A 20,155-nucleotide genomic window follows, 5' to 3' on the forward strand; every position below is an offset into this window, starting at 1 on the left:
CTATTTTTTAGGTGAAAATGATTATTGGTTACGGTATAGATTTACAGGAAATCACAGCGATTGCGGCAGCAATGGAGGGCAAGCCCCGTTTTGTAGAAAAGGTGCTGACTGAATCAGAGAGAGAACGGTTTTCGATCCTGTCTGGGCGCAGACAAGTTGAATTTTTGGCTGGTCGTTGGGCAGCAAAAGAAGCCTTTGCCAAGGCCATGGGAACGGGGATTGGAAAAATCGGTTTTCAAGATTTGGAGATTTTGCCGGATGAGAAGGGGCGTCCAGTGGTCACAAAATCGCCTGTAGTCTGTAAAGTTTGGCTGAGTATCAGTCATTCAGGGAATTTTGTCCAGGCCAGTGTCATTTTGGAGGAAGAGGATGAAAGCTAGCATACATCGGCCCACAGTAGCTAAGGTGAAGGTGGGCAATATTGGTCACAACTTTGATAGGCTGACAGAGAATCTGCCAGCGCGAACGAAGAAGTTTGCGGTTGTTAAGGCCGGTGCCTATGGCCATGGTGCTGTGGAAGTGGCGCGTGAATTGTCATCCAAGGCAGATGGCTTCTGTGTTTCCAATATGGACGAGGCCTTGGAGCTCCGTCAGGCCGGTCTGGAACATCCAATTTTGATTCTTGGTGTGGTCCCAATCGACTGCATTCCTCTGGCCCGCCAGACAAATATTAGTCTGACAGTGTCTAGCCTGGATTGGTGGCACTTGGTGCAGGAGGCAGGATTGGAACTGGACGGCCTGTCTGTCCATATCAAGGTGGATACAGGTATGGGGCGTCTGGGTTTTCGGAATGTTGAGGAAATCACTGAACTGATTGAAGAATTGGCAGCTGCTGATGTAGATTTTGAAGGTATCTTTACCCATTTTGCGGCTGCAGACCAGGCGGACGATTGCTATTATCAGGAACAGTTGCAAAATTTTCGGAGCATTCTGGACCAATTGACAAGCCTGCCGGATTTGATTCATGCTAGTAATTCTGCGGCCAGTATCTGGCATCCAGACGCTGTTTTCAATATGATTCGCCTGGGGGATGCTCTCTATGGCCTCAACCCAAGCGGTCGGGAGTTAGAACTGCCCTATGCTCTTCTGCCGGCCCTGAGCTTGGAGTCCCAATTGGTACAGACGAAGCTCTTGGACGCGGGCCAAAAGATAGGTTATGGTATGACCTACGAGAGCCAGGGGGACGAGTATATCGGGACGGTGCCAATTGGCTATGCAGATGGCCTGTTGCGGGCTATGCAGGGATTCTCAGTTCTTGTTGATGGGCAGCCTTGTCCGATTGTTGGTCGTGTCTCCATGGATCAGATTACCATTCGTCTACCAAAACCTTATCCCCTGGGGACCAAGGTGACCTTGATTGGTCAGGATGGGGACCGAGAAATCACCCTCCAAGACTGGGCAGATTATGTGGGGACTATCAATTATGAGGTGGTTTGTCTGCTGTCTTCACGCATTTATCGACAATATATAGAATAGTTAGATGGGCTGGGAATATTCTCAGCTCTTTTTGCTTGTTGAAAAAATTTGGGAAAGAAGGACCAATCTTTCGGTTTCTACTTGACAAGTGAAGCATTATACAATATAATAACAAGTGGATATAACCAGTTCAATAGGAGGAATACCATGCCAACCTATATTAAAGCAAAATCAATTATTCTTGCTGAACAAGAAATAGAAAACGCTTACTTAGAAATTACAGAAAACGGTCAGTTCGGTCAAATCTTGACAGAAGAGCCGACGGGCGGTCAAATCATTGACCATTCAGCTTATCACCTTGCACCGGGATTGGTCGATACGCATATTCACGGCTACGCTTCTCACGATGTCATGGACAATGACTTTGAGGGGATTAAGACCATTTCAGAAGGTCTGCTGGCTTGCGGTGTGACCTCATGGCTACCAACAACCTTGACGGATTCGGTTGAAAATTTGGATGCAGTCTGCGAAACCATTGGGAAACATGCTGGTGAGGAGACCGGTGCGAAAATTCAAGGAATCTTCCTCGAAGGGCCATTTTTCACTGAAAAATACAAGGGTGCCCAAAATCCAAAATACATGAGTGACCCTTCGATAGAGAAATTGGACAAGTGGCACAGCCTTTCCAATGGCTTGGTCAATAAGATTGCCATTGCTCCAGAGCGTGAGGGGGTTAAGGAATTTATCGAATTTGCCAATAGCAAGCAAATCCATACAGCGCTAGCGCATTCGGATGCGACTTTTGCACAAGCGCAGGCAGCGGTTGATGCAGGTGCCGATATCTTTGTTCATGTCTACAACGGTATGAGTGGTCTTCACCATCGTGAACCGGGTATGGTGGGCGCTGCGCTTAGTCTCAAAGATGTCTACGCAGAAATGATCTGTGACGGGCATCATGTCCACCCTGCAGCAGCTGAAATTGTTGTCAAAGCCAGAGGAGCGCAGGAAACGGTCTTGATTACGGACTGTATGCGGGCTGGTGGTATGGGCGAGGGCGAGTCTCGTCTGGGTGAATTTGAAGTTGTGGTCAAAGACGGCACAGCTCGCCTCAAAGACAGCGGTAGCTTGGCTGGTTCTATCTTGGAGCTTATCCAAGCGGTGCAAAATGTGGTCGAGTGGGACTTGGTCAGCCTGCCTGATGCCTTGAGAATGGCCTCTCTTGCACCAGCACGGTCTGTCAACATTGACCATGTCTGCGGTCAAATAGCTCCAGGTCGCGCAGCAGATTTCATTGTCGTGGATGATCAAGGTCAGCTCACAGCGACCTATCTGGACGGTGTGAAGCGCTTCGGCTAAATTTCGTCATTTCGTTTATCTTTTATTGCTTTGTTATTAATTTGTTAGGCACTAGGCTGGCCTACTTAACTTTGTTTATCTCATTTTCCTAAGGAGGATTCTAATGACAAAACTACAACTTTCGCAAGCTAAGTTTGATCACATGACACGTTTGTCAAACAGTAATCAAGTCATTGCGGCTCTTGCTATTGACCAACGCGGTGCTTTGAAACGCCTTTTGGCGGCAGCTGCTGGTGGTGGTGAATTCGGTGACGATATTTTGATTGATTTCAAAAAAGTGATTTCAAGTGACCTGACACCTTATGCCAGCTCTATCCTTTTGGATGCAGAATATGGTGTACCTGCGTCAGAATTGCGCCATGCGGACTGTGGCTTTATCGCTGCCTATGAAAAAACTGGTTATGATGCCTCAACTCCGGGTCGTTTACCAGATTTATTGCCAAACTGGTCAGCAAAACGGATCAAGGAATTGGGTGCAGATGCCGTAAAAATCTTGCTTTACTATGATGTAGATGACAAGCCAGAAATCAATGATATCAAGCATGCTTGGGTAGAACGCATTGGTAGCGAGTGTATCGCAGAAGATATTCCTTACTTCGTTGAAATCTTGACTTACGATGCTAGCGACATGGATGTGACTTCTCGCGAATACGCAGCCCTCAAACCGCACAAGGTCAACGGCGCTATGCGTGAATTCAGCAAGGCACGCTATAACGCTGACGTTCTCAAGGTGGAAGTACCTGTCAACATGAACTTTGTGGAAGGCTACACAACAGAAGAGCCAGTCTACACTGCAGAAGAAGCAAAAGCCTACTTCAAAGAGCAGTCTGAAAGCACGCATTTACCATATATCTACCTCAGTGCGGGTGTATCTGCAAAACTCTTCCAAGAAACGCTTGTTTTTGCCAAAGAGGCAGGTTCAGACTTCAACGGTGTTCTCTGCGGACGTGCAACTTGGAAAGATGCTGTGGCAATCTTTGCCAAAGAAGGTGAAGAGGCTGCTAAGGCATGGTTGGCAGACCAAGGTCGTCGTAACGTGGAAGAACTCAATGGAGTTCTAGCCACAACAGCCCGTCCCTGGACAGAAAAAGTAGAAGTGAAATAATCGTGAATTACTAAGAGCCTAGGTTCAAGCCTAGGCTCGCTTTCTTTAGTTTTAGTTCGTGTTAACATCTTAGCGCAGGGTTGATTGGCTTTCACAGTTTGGGGAACTGAGAAAGGTGGGAAATTGGGATTGTGAAACGATCCTCAGCACTTCGCGTTTAACGCTCCAAACCTGTCCTAACGAATGATACGAACTCCGTTCGTTCAATTTCCAACCTCCAAAGGTTTCCCAAACCTTTCTGATGGGAGTGAGAAAGAACTCAATTGGTCAAAAAAGAGTTCGTCTTCTCACCCCCGCACAGTTGATTAGGTCAGATTTGGAGTATGAAATACGAACAAATCTGCCAATCAACCACTGCGCTGAGATGTTGACACGAACTCTGAGAAGTGAGGCTGGACTTTTTGCCCAGCCTCCTTATCTCCAACCTCCAACAGTCACTACTCCGACTGTTGGAGCTGTGCCGGGTGGGCTATAACGGTCTGGGGATAGACCGTTTTAGGTCAACAACAAGAAATAAAGACTTGTTGACGAACTCTTTTTAGCTTTGTCGAGTTGAGCTCACTCCCTTTTTAAGTGGTTGAAAGCTCTAAAAATCTCGATAAGATCACTAAGTTAGGCTTAACAATAAATCTGTTTTTTGCTATAATCAAGGTATAGAATCCGTTTTCAAGAGGTGTCATCATGGAACTAAAAGAAGTCATGCAATTGTTGGAAGAGATGAAGTTGGGGGTTTTTGCGAGCTTGGATCAAGATGGAAATCCGCATGCCCGTCACATTCATATCACAGCGGCCACTGAGGAGGGGATTTTCTTCATGACCAGTCCCGAAACTCATTTTTATAAGCAATTAATGGGGGATCCGCGTATCGCTATGACAGCCATGTCAGAAGATGGTTATCTGCTTCAGGTCGTGCGGATTGAAGGCTTGGTTCGTCCAGTGGAAAATGATTATTTGAAGACTATTTTTGCGGACAATCCTTATTACCAGCATGTTTACAAGGATGAGGATAGCAATGACATGCAGGTCTTTCAATTGTATGAGGGGAAAGGCTTTTACCATAGTTTGACCCAGGGACATAAGTATGTCTTTTCAATTGGTAAGGGTGCATCTGGCACCATTCGGACCTTGTAAACTAGCCAAGAGGTGTAGATTTCTTCAAATTGTGATAGAATAACAATTATATTATCTAAACAATGGGGGAAGACTTGTGAGAGAGGATATTAAACTCAACGAGAGAGCCGAGGTGCTGTCTGAGCAGCTAATTGCTGTTTTGGAAACCATTTATGATCCAGAAATTGAATTGGATATCTACAATCTTGGTTTGGTCTATGAAATCACTGTGGATGAGGCTGGTCTATGCAAGGTCATCATGACCTTCACGGATGCAGGTTGCTCCTGTGCAGATACCATGCCGGGTGAATTGATTGCGGCCCTAAAAACCATTGACGGAATCGAAGATGCCCAGGTGGAAATCGTATGGTCGCCGGCCTGGAAAATGACCCGTATCAGCCGTTTGGGACGCATTACACTGGGGATTAGTCCAAGATAAAGGAAAAAAGTTGAAGATGGAGTGTCTTCAACTTTTCTTTAATACGACGGGCATGTCGTACATCTGAGGTGAAAGTCCTCTGCGGGCACCCGCTACCGGTGAACACAATAACGACTCCCAAGCCTGACTATCGTGAGGTAGCGGATTAAAATGGACTGGGGAGAGACCGTTTTAAATCTGACGCTAGAAACCAAGACCGTCAGATGAAGGGATAGCGAAATCGTGGCACTACGAACAGAAACGTGATACAAAGTCGTATATAGCGGATAAGGTGGCAAAGAACACCAAAGTCCAAAAAGGTAGTCGTAGGCTTATCCGACGGTGGTTGCCGAAAGGAACCACAAAAACGACCCCGAAAGAAGTCGCTTTTATCGAAAATTGGATCAATAACTATCCCAAAAAATGTTTGGGCTACAAGTCACCGAGAGAATTTCTTATAGGTGGCTAACTCGGAATTGAAATTTGCCGTCCTAAAGATGAAAAAGAAATAAACAAAAAATTTGTACGAACCATTATGAGACGATATAATTGTATGTATAATTAGCGATTATTGGAGAAAATATGAAAAACATTTTTAATGAAAAGCGAGAACGATTTGCTTTCCGTAAATTATCCATTGGACTTGTTTCTGCAACCCTAGCAAGTCTATTTTTTGTGACTTCTATTGCTACTGCCCCTTCAGTCAGTGCGCAGTCTATCAATTACACCTATGTGACCGAAGAAGAGTTGACTGATGCGGAAAAAGAATTGATTATTCGCGACTTGCCAGGTTTGGCACAAGAAACGGATTCTACCTACTATTTGGTTTATCGTCCTGTAGTGTCTACAGGTTCTGATTCAAAAATCTTACCTGAAACAGGTGTCTTGGAAAATAGTGCGATGGTTGTTGCAGGTCTATCTCTCCTGATTATTGCTGTAAAATTAGGCAAAAAAGGGAAGAAAGAATTTGCGGGAGTAATCATTCTTGCCGCAACGGGTGCAAGTTTCTTGGCACCGACAGGTTCAGCATTAACTAGCCATATTCTGGCTCAATTCAACCATGCGGTGGAACGTTCTGCAGGTCAGGCCTTGCCAGCGCCAGCTGAGATTGAAGGCTATGTTTATGTGGGCTATTTTAAAGATAGCAAGGCGGTAGAAGGGCTTCCAGCAGAGGAGGAGAAACCAGCTGATAATGGGAACCAAGAAATCGTAACCGAAGTTTCAAATACTGCTCCAAGTCATGAGCTACCAGCAGCTGATATTACTGAGAAGACTATCACAAAGATGGAAATCGTAGCCTTTGAGACTCAAACGGTTGAAAATCCAGCCTTGGCCGAGGGGACAGAAAAAATTGTTCAAGAAGGTCAAAATGGCGAGCGGACCATTACCATCAAGCAAACACTTGTAGACGGTCAGGTTCTGAAGGAAGAGGAAGTTTCATCCGAAATTACCAAAACTGCTACTCCAAAAATTATTGAAATTGGGACAAAGAAGGCTGAAGAATCTATCGTAACTGGTCTTCCAGATACAGCACCAACGCACGAAAATCCAGCCTTGGAAGTTACAGAGAAAGTTGTTTCGCATACAGAATCGATTGCCTTTGAAACTGAGGAAGTCTATGATGATACTCTTCCAGATGGGACTAGATTGACTGTGCAGTCTGGACAAGCAGGTCAAAAGACAATTGAAACCAAGCAAACATTTATCGGTGATGTCTTGGTGAAGTCTGAGGCTGTGTCCGAAGCGGTTAGCCAAGCTCCTGTTAATCAAATCGTAAAAATTGGTACAAAACCAATTACTGCTCTTCCAGATACAGCTCCGACGCATGAACTACCAGAAGTTGCCTTGACAGAAGATACGACGACCAACACCGAGTCCATTCCTTTTGACAGTCAAATTATCTATGATGCTACTCTGGCTGAGGGAACTCGAAATGTGGATCAAGTTGGGCAAGCCGGTGTTTGGATGACAATTACCAAGAATTACTATGCTGACGGTGTCTTGATCAAGTCTGAGCAGGTTTCAAGCTCGGTGACAAGCTCACCAGTAACTGAAATTGTTCGCATTGGTACAAAGAAAGCTGATACAGTCACAACTGAGACGGAATCAGCTACAAAAGTCATTCCATTTGAAATTAGCTACCAAGACGATGCGACCCTTCCAGTTGGTGAAGAAAAAATTATTACGGCTGGTCAAAATGGACTTGCTACTGTTACAACAACCTACACTCTTGTAAATGGCGTTCGTCAAGAAAATCCAACAGTGACTGAAACTGTGACCACTCAGCCTGTGACTCAAGTAGTTGCACGTGGTACGAAAACGGCTACCCCAACTCCAGTTGAACGCACAGAGACTGTTACAGAGACGGTAGAAATTCCATTTGAAACCAAGACAACAGAAACAGCGGATTTTTATACAGATGAGGAGCAAGTAGTAGTTGAGGGGAAAAATGGAGATAAGGAAGTTACCACTACTTATCAGACAATCAACGGAGTCCGTCAACCAAACCCAACAGTGACTGAGAAAGTCCTTGAAGAGCCAATAACGAAAGAGGTTCTCAAAGGAACAAAACCAATAGAGGGTACGGAAACCGAAACTAATCAAGTTGAAATTACCTTTGAAACAGAGTATGTTGACGACCCGACACTGCTAGAAGGTAAGACCAAAGTTGTAACGGTAGGTGTAAATGGCTCTAAGACAGTTACAACAACTTACCAGACTATTAAGGGCGTTCGTCAGGAAAATCCTACTGTAACAGAAGAAATTACCAAGCAACCAGTCAAGCAAGTCATTGCGCGTGGTACAAAAGTTGAGAAAGTCCCACAAGTGATTATCACAGACTTGGTGGAAAATGATGATGCCAAGTCAGCGACAATTAGCTACAAGTTAACAGATGAAACATCTAATTTCCTCAGAGCTGTTGCCCTCCTCTATGATAATACAGGTGCCTTGGTACAGGAACAGGCAATTACGGATCCAAATGGTCAGTTGACACTTGAAAATCTTGATTTCTACACAGATTACACTGTTAAGACTAAGATTTTCTACACAATGGCAGAGCAGGAACAAAGTTCCGAACAAGAAGCTATTCTTGAAAGTATGCGCAAATTTGATCTGGTCTACAAAAAGATTGAAATCAAGGATATTGATGTGGTGACTGTTTACCGTCGTAAGAATGGTAGCTACATCGGTCAAGAATTCTTGGAAGAACTGCCAGCATCCACTGATGAATTGTTTATCAAGGTGACTTCAGACCGCTTCAAGGAAGTATACCTACCTGTGTCAAGTATTGAAGAAACTACCTTGAATGGCAAGGCAGTCTTCAAACTAGTTTCATCCTTTGATGAATTGGTACAGGACAAGGATGCCCAATACGTTGCCAATCGTGAATTCTACATTCCTAAGATGGCAACTGATGCAAATACCTACACATCCTTCAAAGCTTTGATTGACGCTATGAAGGCAAATCCAAGTGGTACTTTCAAACTAGGTGCGCATTTGGACGCAAGTGAAGTCCCTGTTGGAGATATTCCATCTTATGTGACTGGATTTAGCGGTACTTTGGATGGAGTAAATGACGGCTACGCCTTCTCAATCAGCAACTTGAAAGCCCCATTGTTCTTTAACTTCAACGGTAAAGTTCAAAACTTGGACATCAAGAATGCAAGTCTAAATACAACGTCTAAGAACCCGCTTGCTACAATTGCGATTAATGCCAACGATGCAACTATCATGAACGTAGCAGTAGAAGCATCTATCAAAGGTCCACAAAACGTATCAGGTTTAGTTCATTCAGCAACCAATACGACTATCAAGGATGTATCCTTCAAGGGTAGTATCGAAGTAACTGGAACCGATGCAAGTCTAACTGGTGGTATCTTGGGTAACGGTACAATGGCAAGTGTTGGAAATGCCAAGGTTGATGCAACTATTACTCTCCCAGGTACAGAAAACCAAGTAGCTGGTGGTATTGTCGGACGTACCATGCTTGTCTACGATGTACCAGGAAGTGTCTATAATGCATACGCAACGGGCTCTATAGTGACGACAGAAACAGGTGGTATTGTCGGCGGTATTGCCGGTGCCAACCAAGTAACTGGTCCTTACGCTCCACATAGTGGTAACGTTAATAATGTTATCAGCGATATGGCTGGTACGACAAGCATTATCGGTCAACCAGCAAATCCAACTGGAAAGATTAAAGACGGTTTCACTACAACAACTGATAATTTGACCAATGTTACTGTTATCTCTGATGAAGATGCACAAGCCAAAGTAGAAGTAATGGCTATTCAAGCGACAATTGATGATTCTGTTTCGCTTAATCTCAATCAATATTCAGTAGATTATCTAACCGTGGATAAGGCTCAGGCTGACCATGAAATCGCCTACTACAACATGGAGAAAATCCTTCCATTCTACAACAAGGAACTCCTTGTATACTATGGAAACAAGATTGCAGTCGATGATAAGCTCAATACCGTTCGCCTCTTGGATGTTGTTCCGATGAAGGACGATGCCTTTGTGATGGATGCTTATACTGATAAGACAAACATCAACAAAATCATGCTTCATTATGCGGATGGTACCGTTGACTACAAGGCGGTTTCCTATAAAGAAGATTTCAAGAACAACCATGTAGTGGAGTATACCATTTCAGGAACAGACTTGATTTACACGCCAGAGTCCTTCTTGAATGATAGAAGCGCCCTTGTTACCGACTTGGTAAGCAATCTGTCTGCTGTCACCCTAGATTCTGAAGCCATGAAGAAAGTAATCGGCTATCCAACAACATTGGATGCCAATACTCAAACAGGAACCATTAAAGATTTCTATTTTGCAGACAGCTATGAAAAAGTTATGGCCAACCTAGAAAGCAATGTTCGTAAATTGTTAGTTGCCAGTCTCAATGGACAAGGCCAGGCTTCAGAGACCTATATCAAGGAAAAAATTCTTAATAATAAAGAAGCCTTTCTTCTAGGTTTGACTTACTTGAACCGCTGGTATGACATCAACTACGGAACTGTGAATACCAAGGAATTAACCATTTTCGAGCCTGACTTCTTCGGAAATGATGCAGCATCTGCCCTTGATATGATTTTGGCAATTGGTAATGGTGGCTATGATGTTCTTCGTGCGCACAATAACGTGACGACCTACGTGTCTGCCATGGCAAAACAAACTGCTAAGGCTTCTGTCTTTGACCTGGTTGAGTCCTACCGTAAACTTTTCTTGCCAAACTTGACAGACAATGAATGGTTTAAGCAAACAACAAAAGCCTATATCGTTGAAAGTAAGTCGCAGGTAGCAGAAGCAGCAGCCAAGCAAGATGCTGCAGAAAAACACAGCAAGTATGCTCTCGCAGTTTATGACCGTATTACGAATCCAAACTGGGCTTACCGTCAAATGCTCCTGCCACTCTTGACCCTGCCACAGGAAGACATTTTCATCATTAGTAATCTGAATACCATGGCAATTGGTTCGTATGAACATTATGTTGAAGATTATTCAACAACTGAAAACCGTGATAAGGTACGTCAAATGGTTGATTTGGCAGCCCAACGCCAACGTGACAATGCCGATTTCTGGTATAAGATTCTTGACGAGACCAACCGTGACAAACTCTTTGGTAGTCTTCTTAACAATGAAGGCTATATGATGTTCGGTCCTGACGGTAAGAGGGCTTACCGTAATCTGACCGCAGAAGTCGATGCTATTCAAGATTTCTATGGTCCGATCAACAAGTGGTATCGTGAACACTCATCAATTAAGACTGCCTATGCAGATGGTAAGGAAACTTACTATATCACCTATGATATGATCGGTGATTATGGAACCACTTTGTATAGTCATGAAATGGTCCACAATCAGGATGGCTCTACTTATCTCCATGGCTATGGTCGTCGTATCGGTCAGGGAATGGAAGTATATGCAGATGGCTTGTTGCAAAACGTTTCTTCTCTTGATAAGATGATCCTTGGTTTCAATGCCTTCTTCACGGATGATGTAGCCAACCGTGTCCATGTGGCTGATCCGGTGGAACGATTTAGCAATGAAGCGGATTTTAATCAGTATTTCCACAATCAGTTTGATGTGCTTTACTTGTTGGATTATTTGGAAGGTATGGCTATTCTTGGAAAATCTGACGATCTGAAGAAAGATTGGCTCCGTAAGATTGAAAACTACTACGTTCAAACAAACGGTGTTAATACGCATGCTGGAAATAATGCACGTGAGCTGACCGATGCAGAAGTAGCTTCCTTGAAAACTTTCGAGGATTTGATTGATAACAGTATCATTGATTACCGTCAATATTTCGGACCTTCTGGTGGTGCCAAAACCTTGACCAAAGAATGGTCTCGTAATGGTTACCACAGTGTGCCAATGTTTGCAGCCAACTATTCTGCACTTTCTAACCCTTATGGTTCACCGGGAGATATTATGTTCCGCCGTATGGCCTTTGAATTGATTGCAGCCAAGGGCTATACAGAAGGCTTTATCCCTTATGCATCTGGTCAATTATCTGACTATGCTATGAGCCAAGGCTCAACCATTTACGATACTTGGAACAAGAAAGATACAGGTCTGATTACTGATACGCACGTCTTGAACCAAGTCTTTAAGGGTCAATATGCAACATGGGAAGAATTCAAGAAAGCCATGTTTGCTGAGCGTGTTGAAAAAGCAGAGGCAGGAAAACTCAAGCCATTTACCATGCAGTATGAATTAGGTGTTGCTAACTCTACAAAAGAAGTAACAGTAACGACCTATGCCCAACTCCAAGCTTTGATGGAAGAAGCAATGGAAGCTGACACAAATGGACGAATTTTCTATTCAACCAATTATGCCAACCTCAGCCGTGTGCATGCTCTTAAGGTAAAAGTATATCAGGCTCTGATGAACACAACGGATGACTTCAGGACGTCGATTTTTAACCCATAAGCATAAACAAGTTGGACTTGTGCCAACTTGTTTTTTAGTACGACGGGCATGTCGTACATCTGAGTTGAAAGTCCTCTGCGGGCACCCGCTACCGATGAACCCAATAGCGACTCTCAAGCCTGACTATCGTAACCGTCCCATAACAAGGTATCTATTCAATCATTTCTTGCCTAGACTATCATCTCAAACGACATGCGTTAAAAGTTAGTTGAACCGCCGTGTGCCGAACGGCACGCACGGTGGTGTGAGAGGGACTAGTCTTAGTCCCTACTCTATTGATTTTTTAGCAAAATTCATACCAAAATCACACCATTACTTTTTGAGGTTTCGATAAAGGTATGACTCCCTTAGAATTTAGGGAAGCATGCTTTTTAAAGTACAAACATTTTTAACTATTCATTTTATCTGGGGATAGACACAAGCGTTCTCTCTTTTTTGATATATATATGACCTGTACACGTTCATCACAAGTTCAACTGCTAGATGTACTCTGTTAGAAGCTTGGCATTGAGCACAGAATCATTCGACCTCAGAATCAGAAACATAATGGCAATGCTGAACACAGACATCGAGATGACAAACGCCGCTTCTATCAGCATGTAACCTTCTATTCCTATGATGATTCTATCAAGCAGATTCAGTGCTTTCTTTACTGCTCCAATCGACTCCCCCATTCAGACTTTAGTCTAGGTATCTTTTATCGCTATCAGAAAATTTCTACTAGTAATATAGCTGAATATTTAGATTGCTTGAAAATGGCATTTTAAGCCTCGCTTCATTGACAATGGTGCCGTGGTAATTAGTAACATTTCTTGCTTCGATTACCATTTTGTTTGGTGAAGAGCAGTCACTATATTAAATAAGTGTGTAACCTTTTTTTAACAACAAGTTGGATGTTATATGAAAAAATTAGGTAAATTCGAGTGTGTATTGGAGTATTCTCCTTGCTTTTTAAGGAGGAATAGGATATAATTACAGCATTTGAAACAGTAGCTTAATTCATTGTTTCATAGAAAATTTGGAGGGCATTTCATAATGAAACGCAAGAAATCATTCGACTGGTATGGAGCGAGACAACGTTTCTCAATTCGTACTTATCATTTCGGTGCGGCGAGTGTTTTGCTAGGTTTGACATTGGCAACTGGCGCTCAAGCTGTACAAGCAGAAGAGCTTGTTGCTGACACTACTGTCACAAGTAGCATTCAAAGCCCAGCGACAACCGACACGACACCAGCACTTACGACGGAAACTGTTACGCCAGCTGAGCGGACAGCAACCGTCGATTACGTGGTTAATTATGTCTTGGAAGATGGCACACTTGTCAACGCTGGTGTGAAAACAGCTACCGTTACGACGACAGAAGCAGTTGCATCAACTAGCGTTGAAGTAGCAGTCGAAGTACCGGCCGGCTATGAGTTGGCGCAAGGTCAAGCGACAACTGTAACTCAAGTTGTTACCGAGGGCGCTGAAAATCTTGTTACCGTTCAATTGGTTAAAAAAGCTGAAGAAGTAGCTCCAGCAACAGCAGCACCTGCAACGACAACTGAAGCTGCAACTGAAACACCAGCTGACGCTACAGAAGTAGCAGCAGCTGTGACTGCTGAAGAAGCGAAAGTTGTCCTTGAGCAAAACATTTCTGAAGCGGTTGTCTTGTCAGAAGAAGCTAACCGACTTTATACTGCTGCACCAGAAGGCAATGAGTCTTTGAAAGCAGCTGCAGATGCAACGAAATTGGCTGCAACTGAAGCTACTACAGTCTTGAAAGACTCAGTAGCAACTCTTGTACAAGTAAACGCTCAAATCGACGCAGTTCGCACAAACGTTGAAGCCTTGGCCTTGGAATTGCGTAAGTACTTTGTCAATGGTGATATTGTAGCATTGTTGGATACGACAACATCTACTGATGGCACCACAACTATTGATACTTCAAACGCAAATTCTGTCTACTATGCACAAGATGGTGTGTGGGACATCCCAGATCCTGTGAAAGCTGCAAACTCAGGTCTTCCGGTAGCAGACCAAGAAGCAGCAATCACAGAAGGAAATAAGAATATCCCTGATGGTTATATTGCCGATCAAGATGCTAATCGCGATACCTTCTTGATACTTAATCTGGATACAGTAGCAGGTGATGATCAAGGGTTCAATGACTGGGCTGGTAAAAACTACTATATCACTTTCTCAGTTTCAACCGATAAGGTTGAACGTGAAGCGAATGATGTAGTTTATGCAAAATTAGTTGAGAAAACTGATAGCGGAAGTACGGTTGTTAACACTATTGAGTTGAAACCAGGAGAAAAAAATAACTTTGATGAGTTGAAAGTTCTTGAAACTGCTGCACGCCCAGTTACTTATGGATTTACTTACACTGTTCAAACTGCTAATGGTGGAACTACCAGAAACATTGCTTTGAGCAATAGTAATGGTAATAACCGAAATGCCATTGTTTACAGTAAATTGGAATCAAGTCGTGTAGGTATTCCATTTACAGAAACAACATTCCTTGTAGCAGGTTCAACTACTCAAACGACTTCTTACTTTGTTAAAGAAAATGCAGCAACTGGTCGCGTTCGTGAATTGTTGGCAAAACACACTCAAACAGGTGGTTTGACTGGTGATGCCTTCCATATCGCAGGTGCTATCGACTTTGATAACTATGAATTGATTGAGTCAGAACTTCCTACAGTAACTTCCGGTACATTAGCTTCTGACTATGTGGTTGGTACACAGTACGTTGTCCTTCGTGGTAACTGGAATGAAGCACGTATGATTACAATCACGGATGTAGATGGTTCTATTCAAATCCAAACCTACATGTTGGATCCAAACAATCCAGATTGGGCAACTTTCTATAAGAATAATATGAACAATGCAACTATCTCAGACTTCCCTGAGTATTTCAAGTTGATGTTCACAACAGAAGTTATCGCCCCTCAAGGTTATAACTCAAAAGAAGGAACGTTCTCTTCTAAGTTTTATGAAGCAGATAAGTTAGTTCTTGAAAGCACTGAGATTCAAGTCTTAGATGCCAATGGTGATGTACTTGGTACTTTGAGTGATGATAAGACAACAATCAAGACTACTTCTGGTGCAACTATTTCAGTTGCAAGCACCACAGATACCATGGTAACTGGTAAGGATGGTACGATTTACACTGTTAATTACAACAAAATCTACAAAACAGATGCTGATGGCAACTATGTAGATGCAGATGGTAATGTGCTTACACCTATCATTTGGGACTATTCGAAGCCAAATAATGAGTTTGTACCTGGAATCTATCAAGATGGGAAAACGGGAGTTGATGGAATTACCATTTCGACAGGTCCGCTTTCAGCAACAGAGCATCCAGAAGGTGTCCTTTACTTCGGTTATAACTATCACACGTCAACAACTGAGACTCGTTTGACAGATAGTGAAACAGATACACGTTGGGATGTCGGTGGTCTTGAGCAAACCTTACGTAATGCTAACACTAAGAACGAACAACACGTACGTTACTGGTACACTGAAAAAGGTGGCGTAGAAGTTTACTACATCACTGAAGATGGTACAGTATTGACAGACTTCACAGCTGCAGATGGTTCTACAGTTGCTGATAAGAATGTTGTTGTAGGTCATGGCGATACAGATTCAGCTTACGATACAACATCAGTTCGTTACGAAAGTATCACTGCTGCTGACGGTACAGTTTACTACTATAAAGAAATTGATACCACTGCTGCAAACCTTCACCCAGTTGTAAACGATACAACAGATACAGACTATCGTGCAAATGAGAAAATTGATGCAGAAACTGGAACGATTAAAACAGATACTGTTAAGCAATTGACTTATGTTTACGAAAAAGCTGGCTCAGTCAACGTTAATTATGTTGATACAGATGGTAACCCACTTCAAGCTCCAGTAGCTGATGTAACAAATGGTCAACCAGGTTCAGACTATGATACTTCTGACAACAAGCCAGAAACCATCACTGCAGCTGATGGAACTGTTTACTATCTAGCACCAGCTGGCGACTACTCTGTTGGTACAGTTTCAGACGATAATAACTTGACTGCAGCTGGTAATGGTACTGCAACAGGTGTTGATACTACAACTGGTACGGTTGAATCTGGAACTACTAAAGAGATTACTTACGTTTACCAAAAAGGTGGCGATGTTATCGTTCATTACGTCGATGAAAATGGTAACCCAATCTCAGGTACAACAGATGCAGGTACTGAAACAGATAGCACTGTGACAGATACTGCCTACACTAAAGCAGGTACTGCTTACGATACAACAGACCTTAAACCTAACACTATCACAACAGCAGATGGTAAAGTTTATCAACTTGTTCCAGCAGCGACTCAAGGTAATGAAACTGGTAAGGTTGTAGAAGGTACGACAGAAGTAACCTATGTGTACGAATTGTTACAAGGTGATGTTGTTGTTCACTATGTAGATACAGAAGGCAACCCAATCGCTAAAGATGTGACAGATACTAAAGTATCTGACACAGGTACAGCCTATGACACAACTGATCACAAACCAGCTAAGATTACAGCAGAAGATGGTACAGTTTACTACATCTTGCCACAAGATGAAGTACAAGCAGGTTCAGCTCCTGAAACTGGTAAGGTTGTAGAAGGTACAACAGAAGTCACTTACGTTTACCAAAAAGCTGGTAACGTTGTTGTTAACTACACATTGGCAGATGGTACAGTTATCAAAGATCCAGTAAATGATGAAACGAACGCTAAGCCAGGTACTGAGTACAGCACAACAGATAACAAGCCAGAAACAATCACAACAACTGATGGCAAAGTCTACAAACTTGTTCCAGCAGAAACAATCGGTAACGAAACTGGTGATGTTGAAGCTGGTAAGACTATCGAAGTAACTTACATCTACGAAGAAGTTAAGTCTGACGTCGTTGTAGAATACTACAACACAGCTGGTGAAGTGATTGCAGCAACTGTTGTCGATGAAGATGACAAGTCTGTCGGCACAGTCTACAACACAGATGAAGACAATCGTCCAGAAACAATCACAGCAGCGGACGGCACTGTTTACTACTACAAAGAAGTAAAAGACACTTCTGCACCAACAACTGGTAAAGTAGCAGAAACGACTACAACTGTTCAGTATGTTTACGAAAAAGCTGGTAACGTAGTTGTTAACTACATCACTGAAGATGGCGCAGTTATCAAAGATCCTGTGAAGGATGAAACAAATGCAGCTCCAGGTTCTGAATACAACACAACAGATAACAAACCAACTACTATCACAGCAGAAGATGGTAAGACTTACGAGTTGATCCCAGCAGCAACAATCGGTATTGAAGAAGGTACGGTTGAAGCTGGTAAGACAACAGAAGTTACTTATGTCTACAAAGAAGTAAAAGGTTCAGTTGTTGTAAATTACATCTCAACAACAGGTGAAGAATTACAAGCACAAGTAGTAGATACACCAGAATCTTCAACAGGTACAGAGTACGATACAACAGATGTGAAACCAGAAACAATCACAACTAAAGATGGTCGCACATTCAAGTTGGTTCCTAAAATGACTCAGGGAACTGAAAAAGGTGAAGTTGTTCCAGGCGTAACAGAAGTCACTTATGTCTACGAAGAAGTCAAAGGTGATGTTGTTGTTAACTACGTAAATACTGATGGTAAAGTAATTGCTACCCAAGTAGTAGATACAAAGACAACTTCAACAGGTACAGCTTACGATACAACTGACAACAAACCAGAGAAAATTGTTGAAGATGCGACTGGTGATGTATACTACTACAAAGAAGTTCAGGCTGGCTCAAACGAAACAGGTAAGGTTGTAGAAGGTACAACAGAAGTTACTTATGTGTATGAAAAAGCTGGTAACGTTGTTGTTAACTACATTACAGAAGATGGTACAGTTATCAAGGCACCTGTAAACGATGAAACAGACGCTAAACCAGGTTCTGATTACAATACAACAGATAACAAACCAACTGAGATTGTTACAGAAGATGGTTCACGTTATGTCTTGATCCCATCTAAGACAGTTGGTTCTGAAACAGGTACAGTTGAAGGTGGTAAGACAACTGAGATCACTTATGTGTATAAGAAAGTCGCTACCTGGATTCCACAAATTCCAGGTGTACCAGCAGGAGAAGAACCAAAAGTTCCATATCCATTCGATCCTGAGAATCCAGATAAGCCAATTGATCCAACAACACCTTACCCAGACGGTGAAGTTCCATCAATTCCACATGTTCCAGGCTACACACCAATAGATCCGAAGACCAACGAACCATTGAAACCAGTTGATCCAACAGATCCAAGCAAGGGCTATGTGCCACCAACTCCAGACGAGTCAGGTATCGACACACCAATCCCTTATGTTCAAAATGGTAACGTTGTGGTGAACTATGTGACTGAAGATGGTACAGAAATTAAGAAACCTGTTAAAGACGAAACAGATGCTCCAGCAGGCAAGTCTTATGACACAACAGATAACAAACCAACTGAGATTGTTACAGAAGATGGTTCACGTTATGTCTTGATCCCATCTAAGACAATTGGTTCTGAAACAGGTACAGTTGAAGGTGGTAAGACAACTGAGATCACTTATGTGTATAAGAAAGTCGCTACCTGGATTCCACAAATTCCAGGTGTACCAGCAGGAGAAGAACCAAAAGTTCCATATCCATTCGATCCTGAGAATCCAGATAAGCCAATTGATCCAACAACACCTTACCCAGACGGTGAAGTTCCATCAATTCCACATGTTCCAGGCTACACACCAATAGATCCGAAGACCAACGAACCATTGAAACCAGTTGATCCAACAGATCCAAGCAAGGGCTATGTGCCACCAACTCCAGACGAGTCAGGTATCGACACACCAATCCCTTATGTTCAAAATGGTAACGTTGTGGTGAACTATGTGGATGAAAATGGTAAAGTTATCAAGGATCCAGTTCAAGATTCAACGAATGTTCCAGCTGGTAAGCCTTATGACACAACAGATAACAAACCAACTGAGATTATTGGCGAAGATGGTTCACGTTATGTCTTGATTCCATCTAAGACAATTGGTTCTGAAACAGGTACTGTTGAAGGTGGTAAGACAACTGAAATCACTTATGTGTACAAGAAAGTCGCTAACTGGATCCCTGAAATTCCTGCTACACCAGAGAATCCAACTCCAGTTAACCCAGTGATCCCTTATCCATTCGACCCAACGAACCCAGATAAGCCAATCGATCCAACATCACCTTACCCAGGTGGAGGAGTTCCATCAATCCCTCATGTACCAGGTTATGTGCCAGTGGATCCTAAGACCAACGAGCCATTGAAACCAGTTGATCCAACAGATCCTAAGAAAGGATATGTTCCACCAGTTCCAACAACGCCAGGTGTTGACACTCCAATCCCTTATGTGCCTGTAACACCAGTTACACCGCCTGTAAGACCTACAGAACCAGGTAAGCCAGTGACACCGCCTGTAAGGCCTACAGAACCAGGTAAGCCAGTTACACCACCAGTGACTCCGGATGTGCCAGGTAAACCTGTAACCCCAGTTACACCGGCAACACCAGCAACACCAGGAGCAGCTCAATTGCCAAACACGGGTGAAACTTCTTCATCTGCGGCAGCAATTCTTGGTGCAGGTATGCTAGTTGCAGCACTTGCGCTTGCAGGTAAACGTCGTCGTAACGAAGACTAATCTGTTTTCATTCGTACATGTCCTCCCACTATACAAGTAATGAATGAAAATAGAAAACGGAAAGCATAGCTTTCCCAATAGGCTGTCCCTACGCTAGTTGTGGGCAGATA

Annotated in this window: 8 protein-coding genes and 2 pseudogenes; all 10 read left to right on the forward strand. The window is 43.1% G+C overall.

The window, feature by feature from the left end; translation table 11 throughout:
- Window positions 1-17 precede the first annotated feature (17 nt).
- Entirely contained in the window at window positions 18-380 is a 363-nt protein-coding gene (gene acpS / locus ACHBIF_RS09825; protein WP_394720237.1) for a holo-ACP synthase, read from the forward strand.
- Complete coding sequence (gene alr, locus ACHBIF_RS09830) at window positions 370-1,476, forward strand: alanine racemase (protein WP_394720239.1); 1,107 nt, start codon at window positions 370-372, stop codon at window positions 1,474-1,476. Before acpS ends, alr begins: the two co-directional genes overlap by 11 nt.
- Window positions 1,477-1,623: 147 nt before the next feature.
- Window positions 1,624-2,772, forward strand: coding sequence for an N-acetylglucosamine-6-phosphate deacetylase (nagA, locus tag ACHBIF_RS09835; RefSeq protein WP_394720241.1), 1,149 nt, complete (start codon window positions 1,624-1,626; stop codon window positions 2,770-2,772).
- Between the two features lie 103 nt (window positions 2,773-2,875).
- Window positions 2,876-3,877: a tagatose-bisphosphate aldolase gene (lacD, locus tag ACHBIF_RS09840; protein ID WP_394720243.1), complete on the forward strand. Its 1,002-nt coding sequence runs from the start codon at window positions 2,876-2,878 to the stop codon at window positions 3,875-3,877.
- A 681-nt stretch (window positions 3,878-4,558) separates the two neighbouring features.
- Window positions 4,559-5,008, forward strand: coding sequence for a pyridoxamine 5'-phosphate oxidase family protein (locus tag ACHBIF_RS09845; RefSeq protein WP_394720245.1), 450 nt, complete (start codon window positions 4,559-4,561; stop codon window positions 5,006-5,008).
- 76 nt (window positions 5,009-5,084) lie between these two features.
- Complete coding sequence (locus tag ACHBIF_RS09850) at window positions 5,085-5,426, forward strand: metal-sulfur cluster assembly factor (RefSeq protein ID WP_105111524.1); 342 nt, start codon at window positions 5,085-5,087, stop codon at window positions 5,424-5,426.
- A 307-nt stretch (window positions 5,427-5,733) separates the two neighbouring features.
- Window positions 5,734-5,874, forward strand: a pseudogene (locus ACHBIF_RS09855) (IS30 family transposase); the annotation flags it as partial.
- Between the two features lie 113 nt (window positions 5,875-5,987).
- On the forward strand, window positions 5,988-12,347 hold the full coding sequence (locus ACHBIF_RS09860; RefSeq protein WP_394720247.1) for a ZmpA/ZmpB/ZmpC family metallo-endopeptidase: 6,360 nt from the start codon (window positions 5,988-5,990) through the stop codon (window positions 12,345-12,347).
- Between the two features lie 461 nt (window positions 12,348-12,808).
- Window positions 12,809-13,018, forward strand: a pseudogene (locus ACHBIF_RS09865) (IS481 family transposase); the annotation flags it as partial.
- A 364-nt stretch (window positions 13,019-13,382) separates the two neighbouring features.
- Window positions 13,383-20,045: a MucBP domain-containing protein gene (locus ACHBIF_RS09870; RefSeq protein WP_394720250.1), complete on the forward strand. Its 6,663-nt coding sequence runs from the start codon at window positions 13,383-13,385 to the stop codon at window positions 20,043-20,045.
- The last annotated feature ends 110 nt before the right edge of the window (window positions 20,046-20,155 follow it).

Origin of the sequence: Streptococcus sp. A11, from assembly GCF_043674225.1 — a bacterium.
In the GTDB taxonomy this organism is placed as follows: Bacteria; Bacillota; Bacilli; order Lactobacillales; family Streptococcaceae; genus Streptococcus; species Streptococcus suis_V.

Excerpts from the sequence above, each read along its gene's own strand:
- acpS (WP_394720237.1), top strand. The coding sequence starts at position 18 with ATGATTATTGGTTACGGTATAGATTTACAGGAAATCACAGCGATTGCG.
- alr (WP_394720239.1), top strand. The coding sequence starts at position 370 with ATGAAAGCTAGCATACATCGGCCCACAGTAGCTAAGGTGAAGGTGGGC.
- nagA (WP_394720241.1), top strand. The coding sequence starts at position 1,624 with ATGCCAACCTATATTAAAGCAAAATCAATTATTCTTGCTGAACAAGAA.
- lacD (WP_394720243.1), top strand. The coding sequence starts at position 2,876 with ATGACAAAACTACAACTTTCGCAAGCTAAGTTTGATCACATGACACGT.
- ACHBIF_RS09845 (WP_394720245.1), top strand. The coding sequence starts at position 4,559 with ATGGAACTAAAAGAAGTCATGCAATTGTTGGAAGAGATGAAGTTGGGG.
- ACHBIF_RS09860 (WP_394720247.1), top strand. The coding sequence starts at position 5,988 with ATGAAAAACATTTTTAATGAAAAGCGAGAACGATTTGCTTTCCGTAAA.
- ACHBIF_RS09870 (WP_394720250.1), top strand. The coding sequence starts at position 13,383 with ATGAAACGCAAGAAATCATTCGACTGGTATGGAGCGAGACAACGTTTC.